Source organism: Nocardiopsis sp. SBT366, from assembly GCF_001083815.1.
Taxonomy (GTDB): domain Bacteria; phylum Actinomycetota; class Actinomycetes; order Streptosporangiales; family Streptosporangiaceae; genus Nocardiopsis; species Nocardiopsis prasina.
This window is the reverse complement of the sequence record NZ_LAVM01000023.1, coordinates 59,514-70,943: the sequence shown is the minus strand read 5'-3', so window position 1 is coordinate 70,943 and position 11,430 is coordinate 59,514. Positions and strand designations below refer to the sequence as shown.

General features: G+C 69.6%; 10 protein-coding genes. 4 read left to right on the top strand and 6 right to left on the bottom strand.

The features are described 5' to 3' along the window. Window positions 1–14 precede the first annotated feature (14 nt). Window positions 15–935: a DUF3068 domain-containing protein gene (locus ADX84_RS09535; RefSeq protein WP_049570785.1), complete on the bottom strand. Its 921-nt coding sequence runs from the start codon at window positions 933–935 to the stop codon at window positions 15–17. A gap of 157 nt (window positions 936–1,092) precedes the next feature. On the opposite strand from ADX84_RS09535, the gene ADX84_RS09530 reads away from it, so the two are divergent. Then, entirely contained in the window at window positions 1,093–2,400 is a 1,308-nt protein-coding gene (locus ADX84_RS09530) for an acyltransferase (protein ID WP_049570782.1), read from the top strand. A gap of 3 nt (window positions 2,401–2,403) precedes the next feature. Here the strand turns inward: ADX84_RS09530 and ADX84_RS09525 are convergent, their stop codons facing one another. Further along, entirely contained in the window at window positions 2,404–4,419 is a 2,016-nt protein-coding gene (locus ADX84_RS09525) for a membrane protein (RefSeq protein ID WP_049570779.1), read from the bottom strand. A gap of 137 nt (window positions 4,420–4,556) precedes the next feature. Here ADX84_RS09525 and ADX84_RS09520 point away from each other — a divergent pair, with 137 nt between their 5' ends. Both ADX84_RS09520 and ADX84_RS09515 read left to right on the top strand, forming a co-directional pair. After that, a complete protein-coding gene (locus tag ADX84_RS09520) occupies window positions 4,557–5,312 on the top strand; it encodes a class I SAM-dependent methyltransferase (protein ID WP_369801068.1) in 756 nt (251 codons plus the stop codon). Beyond that, on the top strand, window positions 5,309–6,043 hold the full coding sequence (locus tag ADX84_RS09515; protein ID WP_049570776.1) for a bifunctional 2-polyprenyl-6-hydroxyphenol methylase/3-demethylubiquinol 3-O-methyltransferase UbiG: 735 nt from the start codon (window positions 5,309–5,311) through the stop codon (window positions 6,041–6,043). Before ADX84_RS09520 ends, ADX84_RS09515 begins: the two co-directional genes overlap by 4 nt. Here the strand turns inward: ADX84_RS09515 and ADX84_RS25370 are convergent. Next, window positions 6,006–6,233 (bottom strand): DUF397 domain-containing protein, encoded by a 228-nt coding sequence (locus tag ADX84_RS25370; RefSeq protein WP_082206369.1) that lies wholly within the window; start codon window positions 6,231–6,233, stop codon window positions 6,006–6,008. The genes ADX84_RS09515 and ADX84_RS25370 overlap by 38 nt on opposite strands. Before the next feature lie 223 nt (window positions 6,234–6,456). Next, a complete protein-coding gene (gene ligD, locus ADX84_RS09510; RefSeq protein WP_049570774.1) occupies window positions 6,457–7,377 on the bottom strand; it encodes a non-homologous end-joining DNA ligase in 921 nt (306 codons plus the stop codon). A gap of 374 nt (window positions 7,378–7,751) precedes the next feature. Between ligD and ADX84_RS09505 the strand changes: the two genes are divergently transcribed. Next, window positions 7,752–9,332 carry a PQQ-binding-like beta-propeller repeat protein gene (locus ADX84_RS09505; protein ID WP_199776536.1) on the top strand — a complete coding sequence of 527 codons (1,581 nt, stop codon included), beginning with the start codon at window positions 7,752–7,754 and terminating at the stop codon, window positions 9,330–9,332. A gap of 313 nt (window positions 9,333–9,645) precedes the next feature. On the opposite strand, the gene ADX84_RS09500 is transcribed toward ADX84_RS09505, so the two are convergent. Together ADX84_RS09500 and ADX84_RS09495 are read right to left on the bottom strand one after the other, a co-directional pair. Further along, the gene (locus ADX84_RS09500) at window positions 9,646–10,590 is read right to left on the bottom strand and encodes an electron transfer flavoprotein subunit alpha/FixB family protein (RefSeq protein ID WP_049570769.1); all 945 of its coding nucleotides are present in this window, start codon (window positions 10,588–10,590) and stop codon (window positions 9,646–9,648) included. 33 nt (window positions 10,591–10,623) lie between these two features. Further along, window positions 10,624–11,403, bottom strand: a complete 780-nt coding sequence (locus ADX84_RS09495; protein WP_049570765.1) for an electron transfer flavoprotein subunit beta/FixA family protein — start codon at window positions 11,401–11,403, stop codon at window positions 10,624–10,626. Window positions 11,404–11,430: the final 27 nt, after the last annotated feature.

The window sequence follows — 11,430 nt, the reverse complement described above, 5'->3', positions numbered from 1 at the left end:
GGTGGGCGGGGGTCTCAGCCGTGGTTCTCGGTGCGTCGGCCGGTGACCAGCAGGACGACCGCGATGCCGACGAACCCGGCGCCGAGCACCAGCGCGCCGATGGGCAGCGTGGTGTGCAGCAGCGGCAGGACGGTACGGGCCTGCGCGGTGTTGTCGATCGCGGCGGCGCGGGTGGCGTCGTCGAACCGGAGTTCGCCGCTGAGCAGGGTGAGGACCTCCTCGCCGTCGACGACGACGACGCGGTGGTGCTCCTCGCTCATGTCGATGGGGGAACCGCTGACCGGCTCGATCCAGTAGGTGCGGACGATGGAGAAGGTCTCGTCGCCGACCACGTCGCCGTCGCCCTCGAGCCCGGCGACCGAGCGCGGGATCTCGCGTTCGTCGATGACGGTGGGCTCGACGGTCTGGACGAACTTGTAGGCCTCGACGCCGTCGACCTCCTCGACGCCCTCGAACTCCATGGGGACGACCTCTTCGACGGTGGTCTCGAAGAAGTCGTGGTCACGCTGCTCGGTGAGGAAGGGGAACTTCCATCCCTGCCCGGTCTGCTTGACGGAGGAGTCGTTGATCATGGCGTCGCAGCAGTCGACGAGTTCACCGGTGACGCGGTCGTGCCCGGCGCGGCGGTTCGTGGAGCTGATACCGAAGTCGGTGTCGGCGTCCTTGATCCACGTGAACTGGTCCCACACCACCACGTCGTCACTGCTGGAGGCCACGTCGGCCCGGATGGTCGAGTGCGCCTCCACGTCGGCGTCCTCGACGAGCTCGACGTCCTCGATGTTGAAGTAGGTGACCTCTCCGACGTTGACGGTGGGGTTGTAGTAGTCCAGCGGAGTCTTCATCAGGGAGCTGGACATCCACGTGCGCATCATGGGTGCCAGGGCGAGACAGAAGACCCCCAGCGCGATGAGAACAACCGCAACGGTACGGCGCATGTGCCCTCCTGGGCGGATGAGAGTCCAGATCTGGAACTAGGTTCAGTTCCGGGTAGAGTACTGCCCAGTAGTGAACGACGTCACCTGGGCGTGTCTGAATTTTTATAACACGTTCTAGTAGAACGCGTTTCGGCTCCCTCCCGTTCTGGAAGGCCCCATGGCGCCCACTTCCTCCGCGCCCGAGGACCCCACCTCCGGCAACGCCCGAACCACCACCGCGGACCCCGCGCTCCTGCTGCCGCAGGTGAGTGGTCGGCACCACGCGCTCGACGGGGTTCGCGGGCTGGCCTGCCTCATGGTCCTGGTGGTCCACGTGTCCACGGAGACCGGGGACGCCCTGGCCCCCGGGCCGGTGGGGGCGCTCCTCAGCGCCTCGGCCCTGGCGGTGCCGCTGTTCTTCGCCCTGTCCGGGGTGCTCCTCTACCGCCCCTGGGCCCGGGCCGCGCTGGACGGCACGCGGGGGCCGAACACCCGCGCCTACCTGTGGCGACGCGTCATGCGCGTCTTCCCCGCCTACTGGGTGGTGGCCGCGGTGGCCCTCGCCCTGTACGCGGGAGAGCACCTGGGCTCGGTACGGCACTGGGTCGAGGTGCTCACGCTGACCTTCCCCTTCAACACCAGCCCCCACTGGGCCGGGCCGGGGCCCGAGGGGCTCGGCCAGATGTGGAGCCTGTCGGTCGAGGTGGCCTTCTACCTCACGCTCCCGCTCTTCGCGGTCTTCCTCGGCCTGTGGGCCAGGGGCGGCACGACCGTGGACGCGCGCGGCCGCAGGCTCATCGGCGGTCTGGTCGTCATCACGGTGCTGTCGTACCTGGCCCTGGTCCCGCAGTACTTCCCGGAGCCGCGCGAGCTGATGCACTCCTGGCTGCCGCGCTGCATGGGGATGTTCGCGGTCGGGATGGCGCTGGCCACCCTCTCGGAGTGGGCCTGGCGGGAGAGCGGCCCCGACGGCCCGGTGCGCCGGTTCTGCCGGACCGTCGGCACGTCGCCGGGACTGTGCTGGGCGGTCGCCGCCGCGTTCTACGTGCTGGAGTCCACGCCCGCAGCCGGGGGGCGGTTCTTCGAGCCCGGCAACCTGTGGGTGTCCGTGATCGAGTCGACCACCAGCATCGGCTTCGCCTTCTTCGTCGTCGCCCCGGTGGCCCTGGCCCCGCCCGCCCCCGAGGGGCCGCGTCGACGTCTGCGCTCGCTCTCCACCTGGACCGGGGGTGCCTGGCTCGACGCCCTGATGCGCCACCCCGTCATGGTGTTCTTCGCGCCGATCAGCTACGGGGTGTTCCTGTGGCAGTTCGTCGTGCTGTACCTGTGGCGCGACTTCACGGGGCAGGAGATCTTCACCGGGTCGTTCTGGTTGGACATCGTCCCGGTGCTGATCGGCAGCGTGCTGATGGGCAAGCTCACCTACCACCTGGTGGAGGAACCCAGCCGACGCTGGTCACGACGGTTCTTCACCGGGAGGAACTGAGGCTCAGTCCCGGTCGTCCTCGGTCTCGACCGCCTCGGCTCCCTCCTCGGCCTCCGCGTCCTCCTCCGCCACCTGGCTGGCCGGGAACAGCTGACCGAGTGAGGCCCAGGTGACGCAGGTCCGCCCGGCGTCGGTGAACAGCGTGAACGTGGTGTCCCGCTCGCTCACCGGCACGTACCAGAACCCGCCGTCGGGGGCGGCGGGCAGCTCGGTCTCCACCTCCTCCTCACCCACGACCACCACCAGGTCGGCGTCCTCCTCCGACGTGTAGCCGATGGTGGCCACCTGCTCGATGCCGCCGACCTCCCACACGCTCCAGGACATCAGGCCGTCCCAGCTCGCCATGCACTCCTCGTCCTCCGAGGGGCGGAACGCGTTGGCGCGCGCGGTCGGCGCGGCCTCCACCAGGTGCCCCTCGTCGTCGAAGACGCGGGCGCTGTCGGACTCCTCCGGCGCGTACATCCGCCCGGCCACCTCGCGGTCCGCCAGCGGGGACAGCACGTAGGAGCTGAGCCTGCGCGGTCCGTTCCACTCCAGGACGATGTCGTCGGGGACGGCCCGGCTGTACAGGCCCGCTCCCCTGGGCACGTCCTCCAGGGAGGCCCGCACGTTGGCCAGGTACTCGCGCTGGCGGTCCCCGCTCAGCGTCCCGGCGTAGGTGTACGTGGAGTACGAGGCCGAACCCGCGTAGACCAGCGTGACCGCGACGGCCGCCAACCACACGCTCCGCGAGGGCCGCAGCAGCTGGATCGGGCGGCGCCGCCCGGGTTCCACCCACTCACGGGCGCGCTCCTCCTTGGTGGCGAGGAAGGCCAGGGCCAGCACCAGGGCGAACACCAGTGCCGCGTCCGCGACGTAGCGGGGATCGGAACCCACCTCGCCGTAGACGCCGCCGCGGGCGACGGCCGTGGGCACGGCGTCCACGAACACCAGGTACCCCACCAGGATCGCCCAGGCCCGCCAGGAGGTGCGCCGCGCCCACAGGCTCACGAGCACGATCACCGCGAGGACGGCCCACGCGCCGACCAGCACCGGGCCGAGCGGGTCCACCAGCCCGCCCGCCGGGGTGACCGGACCCCACTCGAAGGGGCCGCCCAGGGCGCCGGTCGGGAACACCTCCCCCAGCATCCGCCGCACCAGCTGCGCCACCACCTCGGACTCGGGCACCGAGGCGCCCTCACCACTGGTGGAGGCCCGCTGCCGGGCCAGGTACAGGACGAGGTAGCCGACGCTGATCCCCGCCATCGCCAGCCAGTGCCCGCGGTGGCGCCGGAAGGCCTGGCGCACCGCCTCCACGAGGTTTCCCGGGTACAGGAAGGCCACCGCCAACACGAACACCAGCGAGGGCAGGAAGAGCGCCTTGACCGAGAACAACATCCCGAACGCCACGGCGCCCACGGCCCACCAGGAGAACAGGATGTTGCCGGTGCGCAGGTAGCGGACCGTCCACAGCAGGGCCAGCACGATCGCCAGCTGGAAGGGCACCGCGTTGAGCGCCGCCGACCACCAGCCCAGCACCGGGACCGTCAGCGGCGCCAGCGCGTACACCGTCAGCGGGACGAGCAGCGCCCACCTGCGGCCGAAGAGCTCCCACAGCAGGCGGAGGAAGGCCAGGACCGCCACCGCCTGCACGACCAGCATGGTGCCCGCCGCCGACGCCCAGTGAAACGGCCCGAAGGCCGTCTGCACGTACACCAGGAACAGGGCCCCCGGCATGAAGTGGCCCTTGTGCAGATCCAGCAGGTACTCGGGCGACAGGTCCTGGGCGTGCGCGGCGGCGAAGAACAGGAAGTCGTCCTCCACGAAGTACGACTCGCTGAGGACGTACACCTTCAGGGCCAGCGCCGCCAGCACGATCAGCGACCCGACCTGGAGGATCCGGTCACGCGGGAGGCCCCGCAACCCCGCCAGGCTCTCGCCCAGCACGTCGCCGTAGGTGGGGTCCTCCTGCGGCTGCTCCGCCGCCCTGCGTACGCTGGGGGCCGCCCCGCCGCGCTCCGTGGGGGAATCAGGCGCCATGGGTACTCTCCCCGCCGTAGGTTGGCCAACCCGGAAAATGGGTGCCAGAATACAACACGTTCCACTTTCTTCCCTGACCGTTGTCGCAGGTCCTGATGGACCGCGAACCCAGAACAGGAACAAGCTCCAGTTCCTGGGTGGTCACCAGTGCCGTGGAGGTGATGCCGGTGGGGCTCGAACAGGTCCGCCGAGACTGGACCCGGCTGGGTTCCACCGAGCCGCTGTGGGCGGTCTGCGTCGATCCCGACAAGCGCGGCGGCGGGTGGGACGACGACGAGTTCCTCGCCTCCGGCCGCGCCGAGATCGACCCGGCGGTCAGCCGCCTCGACGAACTGGGGCTGGCGCCCGAACGCGGTCGCGTCCTCGACTTCGGCTGCGGTGCCGGACGGCTCTCCAACGCCCTGGCTGCGCACTTCCGACAGGTCGTCGGCGTGGACATCTCCGCGCCCATGCTCGACGAGGCACGCCGCCTGGACCGCTCCGGGGGACGGATCGAGTTCGTGCTGAACGAGCGGCCCGACCTCTCCCGGTTCGAGGACGACTCCTTCGACCTCGTCTACACCGACCTCGTCCTCCAGCACCTGCCCACGGACCTGGCCGAGGGCTACCTCCGGGAGTTCGCCCGCGTGGTCCGGCCCGGCGGGGCCCTGGTCGTCGGCGTGCCCGAGTCCGAGCGGCGCACCTTCAAGGGCCTGGTGTTCCGGTACGTGCCCTGGCCACTCGTGGCCCTGGCCCAACGGGTGGTGCTGCGCTACCCGGCGCCCATGAGGATGCACACCCTGAGCACCGAGCGGATCCGCGAACTCCTGCCCCATCGGATCGCCGCATCCGACGAGTACTGGGGCGGGGACCACTGGCGCCACCTGCGCCACTACATCGAGGTCGGGGCATGACCACCCCGTTCCGCGCCACCCTGGCCCGCTCCGTCCGCCTGTTCTCCGCCTTCCGCAAGGAGCAGAGCGACCCGGCGTTCTTCTACGGGATGCTGGCCCGGGACACCGTCGACCAGCTCCGCTCCTACACGCCCCTGGACGACAGGCTGGTCGTCGACGTGGGCGGCGGTCCGGGCTACTTCGCCGACGCGCTGCGCGCCGAGGGCGCCCGCTGCCTCTGCGTGGACTCGGACGCGCACGAGATGACCCTGCACGGACGCGACGCCGACGCCAACGCCGTGCAGGGCAGCGCGCTCGATCTGCCCCTGCGCACGGGCACCGTGGACGTGTGCTTCTCCTCCAACGTCCTGGAGCACGTGCCGGACCGGACCCGGATGGCCGACGAGATGGTGCGGGTGACCCGGCCCGGCGGGCTGGTGTACCTGTCGTACACGCTCTGGCTGTCGCCCTGGGGCGGGCACGAGACCTCGCCCTGGCACTACCTGGGCGGTTCGTACGCGGCCGAGCGGTTCACCCGCCGGAACGGACGACGCCCCAAGAACGACTTCGGGCGCACCATGTACGCGGCGCACGCCAAGGAGATGATCAGCTGGGTGCGGGGCCGCGCCGACGTGGACGTCGTGGACCTGCGGCCACGCTACCTGCCCACGTGGATCAAACCGATCGTCCACGTGCCGCTGCTGCGGGAGGTCGTCACCTGGAACCTCCTGATCGTCCTGCGCAAACGCTGAGGCCCGGTCTTCCCAACGCGCCGAGCAGGGCGGCCCACTCCGCGTGGGGGAAGGCCAGGATCCCGAGGCCCGGGTTCCGCGTGTCACGGACGACAGCACGGGCACGCAGGTCGGCGACCTCGACGCACTCCTTCGCGGTGGTGCTGTAGGAGGACTTGCGGAAGGTGGACTCGTCGACAGCAAGGCGCATGTCAGGGCCTTTCGCGGGGGGTCGGGCAGGACTTACGCGCACTCCTGCCCATGATCACGCTCCGGAATCAGAGGCGAACGTCCTGAATGCCTGACCAGCTCGACGCATCTCGCCACAGAAGCCATATCGCAGTTCAGACCCTATAAAGCCGCCAGAAACCCGCCCTCAACATCCTTTACCGAGAGTGACAACCTCACTTGCCGCGAACCCGAATGGGGCCCGCCTATCCCCCGCTGCGGCCGGTTCGGGGGCTGGGCACCGCGCGCCCCTCGTCCCGGTCCAGCTGCGCGAGCGCCCGGCGCGGCGACCTCGCGTGCCTGCGCATGCCGGAGAACGGGCACTCCTCGCGTTCCATGCCGATCGTGAAGTCCCTCGACGTGCTGAGCTGGTCCAGCTCCTCCCAGGTCACCGGGGTGGCCACCGGAGCTCCCGGGCGGGGGCGGACCGAGTAGGGCACCACCGCGAGCTGCCCGGTCCCGTTGCGCAGGTAGTCCACGAACATCCGACCGTGCCGGGCGGCCTTGCGCACCCGGGTGGTCCACTCGTCGGGCGCCCGCGCCGCCACCCTGTCGGCGACCGCCTTGGCGAGTCTGCGCACCTCCATGTCCTCCACCTCGGGCCGCAGCGGCGAGTGGACGTGCAGACCCCGGGAACCGGTGGTCATCACGTAGGAGGCCAGGCCGAGTTCGGACAGCACCTCGCGTACGTTCCACGCGGCGTCACGGCAGGAGTCGAAGGCAGCCTCCCCGTCCTCCACGGGGTCGAGGTCGATCACCATCCGGTCGGGCACCCCCAGCCGGGGCGTGCGTGAGGACCACGAGTGGAGGGTGATGGCGTCCTGGTCCGCGCACCAGACGAGGGTGGCCGCCTCGTGGCACTCCATCATCCGCCCGGTGGCGGTCCAGAGCGTGCGGACCCACTGGGGGTGGGCCGGGTGCTGCACGAGGAATCCCGGCGACTCGATCCCGTCGACGTACCGCTCCAGCGCCACGGGGCGCCCCTTGATGAGCGGCAGCATCAGCGGCGCGATCCGCGCGTAGTAGTCGGCCAGGTCCGCCTTGGTCGCCCCGTCGGGCCCGAAGAGCGACTTGTCGGAGTGGCGGACCTCCACCTTGCGCCGTCCCGCCCGCACCGTCGTCCGCATGAGCGAGCCTCCTCAGGTCGTCGTGCGCGGGACCTACCCGGACACTTCCTCCGAAAACCACACCAAACCTTTCATATACCGCAAACCACCTGGGATTTCGCACCGCCACGGCAGGGGGTATGACGACCCAGCGAACGCTTTGCGCCCACCGCGCGTCACATCAGACGTCCAGCCGCACTCAGCGCACCGCTCCCCCGAGGTGATCCCCCATTCCTCCCGAGACACCGAGTCCCCACGGGTCCCCTCCACCCCGTCCCTCCGCGGGGAACGGTGGCGGCAGAACCCAGACTCCACCACCACGCTGGCCCGTCCTTGTGTGGTGGGCCGTTCGGACGTCCATCCTGGTGGCCGTCCCATGGACGTTGTGGCCCCTCGTGCCACCTCTGATCACGATGGTCGTCAGCGTTGCGCTGTGCTGGCTGGCCCTCGCACTCCTCGGCCCCTTCGAACGGCCACGTGGACGGCACCGGGTACCAGTATCGGCGATCCTGGCCTGGGACCTGGGCATGCTCGTCCTCGGCGCCCTCTGCGCAATGGCGCTCCTCCCCACCGTGCCCCACATAGTGGTGCTGTTCGCCTTCCTGATCGCCGTGCTGCTGCGCACCCACCTCTGGGAGCAGTGGATCAGACACGAGGGCTCGAACCGGTCCGTGGTCGCCGGGTTCGTGGCTGCCACCTTCGCCCTGACCCTGCTCGTCCCCGCACTCGCGTACCTCCTTCCGGACGACCGAGTCCCCGACCTGCTCGCCTGCGCACAACTGCGTGCCACCAGCGGCGAGTCCGATCGTTGGACCGACGCCGACTCCAACCCCGGCGACCTGCCCGTCAGCGACCTGGCCAGCACGGCGAACTGGAGCACCGACGACCCTGGGCGAGTGATCGGGGGCCACGACCACACGGTGACCCTCATCGACCAGGAAGGGGTCGTGGTGCGCTCGGCCGATCAGGGGCTGCTTCTGTGGCACATCGACGCCAGACTCCCGAACTACTCGGAGACGATGGGCATCGCCAACCACGTGCACCAGGTGGGCGACACCGTCATGATCGAGTACTTCCGGGGCGGCAGGACAAACGCGCCCTCACAACTGATCGCCTACACGTCGGACTCCGGCCGACTCGCCTGGTGCCGACAGGGGCCGCGGCAGGTCCTCACCGACCCCGTGCGGAGCGACCGGTTCGTGGCCCGGGTGGGCCTGCCCGAATCCGAATGGGGCCTGTTCGACGCCGGGGACGGTTCCCTCATCGCAGCGCTCACACTGGATGGCGCCCGCTGGGACTCAGCCGCCGACCAGCACACCGAGAACGACGCCTTCGGCGACGCTGAGATCCGAGCGCACCTCAGCGAGGATCGGGTGACCGTCTGGTCCCCCACGGACCTGGCTTCCTACGATGCCGTCAGCGGTGAACTCCTCACCGAGATCTCCGGGCTGGGCTCCCGCCCTGGGGAGGTCGTCCACGCGGGCGAGATCACCGTGGTCTCCTCCAGCCCGGACAGGGAGGACGCCCACACCATCGCCTACGACGCAGAAGGCACCGAACTCTGGACCTCCGAACCGCCCGAGGGACACGATCCGAGTGTGGAGTCCGGCTTCCGCCCGGAGCAGTCGATGGTCGGAGGTGTCCTCGCGCCCTGTCCTCCACACCTCTCTCACAGAGCGCTCGACGAACAGGTTCTGGTCGTCGAAAAGCAGGGTGACACCACCGTGACGGCGGGAGTGCGCGCCCGAGACGGCGTGGTGACGTGGGAACGCGAGATGGATGCCACGTTCGGCTGCACGAGGGGCCTGTCGTTGGCGGAGGGCGGTCTTGTGAGCGGCAACGGGCTTGTCGTGGGTCCGGACGGTACACAGAGCTGGTTCTATCCCGACGCCCACCACAGCGAGGTGGTCGTCACGGCCAACGGCATCGGCGTCTCCCAGGGCGACGGGCGCACCGTCTTCCACCCCCTCACCTGAGCGACCCCACGAAAAGAGCCGACGCCACCCATGCCGAACACTGGCAGGACAACGGCTACGAGGTCACCGCCGACGAACGCCCCAACGATCTCAACGTCGTCGTCAGCGACACCGAAGACGACTTCGGACTCCACGTCCAGGTACAGCGTCCAGGGAGACCTGTCAATAACCGTCTCCTCGCCATGTTTCTGGCCCGAGGGCAGCCGCTGGACATGGGGCGACTGACCCGAAGCGCCCTCACACAACGAAAGCCGACGCCCGGCCGGAGTCTCCTCCAGCCGGGCGTCGGCTCGAATCAGCGAAGCGCTCGTAACTACTTGCGCTTGTTGATCTCCTCGGTCAGCTGCGGGGCGACCTTGTGCAGGTCACCCACGACACCGAAGTCGGCGAGCTCGAAGATCGGCGCCTCGGGGTCCTTGTTGACCGCGACGATGTTCTTCGAGGTCTGCATACCCGCCCGGTGCTGGATCGCGCCGGAGATGCCCAGGGCGACGTACAGGTTCGGGCTGACCGTCTTACCGGTCTGGCCGACCTGGAACTGGTTCGGGTACCAGCCGGAGTCGACGACGGCGCGCGAGGCACCGACGGCGGCACCGAGGGAGTCGGCCAGGCTCTCGACGACGCTGAAGTCGTCCGAACCCACACCGCGACCACCGGAGACCACGATGGCGGCCTCGGCGAGCTCGGGGCGCGCACCCTTCTCCTGGACGACGCGCTCGACGACCTTGGCGGTCTTCGCGGCGTCGGAGATCTCGACCGTCACGGCCTCCTCGGCGGCGGCGCCGGCGGCGGCCTCCGGCACGACGGAGTTCGGGCGGACCGCGACGACCGGGACACCCGTGGTGACACGGGCGTGGGTGACGGTGGCGCCACCGAAGATGCTGTGCTCAGTGACGACCTCGGCGGTGACGTCGACGACGTCGGTGAGCACACCGGAGCCCAGCTTCACGGCGGTACGACCGGCGATCTCCTTGTTCTCGGCGGTGGCCGAGACGAGGATGGCGGCGGCGCCCTTCTCCTGCGCGAGCTTGGCGAGCAGCTCGGCCTTGGGCGCGACGACGTAGTCGTTCACCTCGGCCGGAGCCACGTAGACCTTCTCGGCGCCGAACTCGGCCAGCGCGGCCCGACCCGACTCCGCACCTTCGCCGACCCACACCGCGGCGGGCTCGCCGATGCGGCGCGCAGCGGTCAGCAGCTCGGTGGTGACCTTCTTGACCTGTCCGTCGACGTGGTCGACGAGGACGAGGACCTCAGCCATAATCCTTGAACCTTCCTGAGTCTCTCGCCTGACCTACACGAACTTCTTCTCGGCGAGGAAGTCGGCGGCCTTGGTGCCGCCGTCGCCCTCGTCCTTGACGATCGTGCCCGCGGCGCGCGGCGGCGCGGCGGCGAAGTCGACGGTCTCGGTGGTGGCGTTGGCCAGACCGACCCTGCCGGTGTCGATGCCCGCGTCGGCCGCGGACTTCTTGTCGACCGGCTTCTTCTTCGCCTGCATGATCAGCTTGAAGGACGGGTAGCGCGGCTCGTTGATCTTCTCCACGACGGAGACGACCGCCGGAAGCTGAGCCTCGACGACGTCGTAGCCGTAGTCGGTCTGACGCTGGATCCTGATGGCGCCGCCGTCGATGTCGACCTTGCCGGCCAGCGTGAGCTGGGGCAGGCCGAGGTACTCGGCGAGCGCGGCACCGACGACACCGGTGCGGGCGTCGGTGGACTCCGAGCCGAGGACGACCAGGTCGAACTCAAGGGTGCCCAGAGCCTGCGCGAGCGCGTAGGCGGTCTGGATCGAGTCGGAGCCGTGCAGCGCGTCGTCGTTGACGAAGACGGCCTTGTCGGCACCCATGGACAGGGCCTTGCGGATCGAGTCCGTGGCCTGGTCCGGGCCCATCGTCAGGATGGTGACCTCGCCACCGTGCTTCTCCTTGAGGAGGAGCGCCTCTTCGATGGCGTACTCGCAGAGCTCGTTGATGACGCCGTCGGACGCTGCGCGGTCCAGCGTCCTGTCATCGGCGTTGAGCTTCCGTTCGGTCGCCGTGTCCGGGACCTGCTTGACCAAAACGACAATATTCATGGCCGGTGGCCGACCTCCCTGCACTCC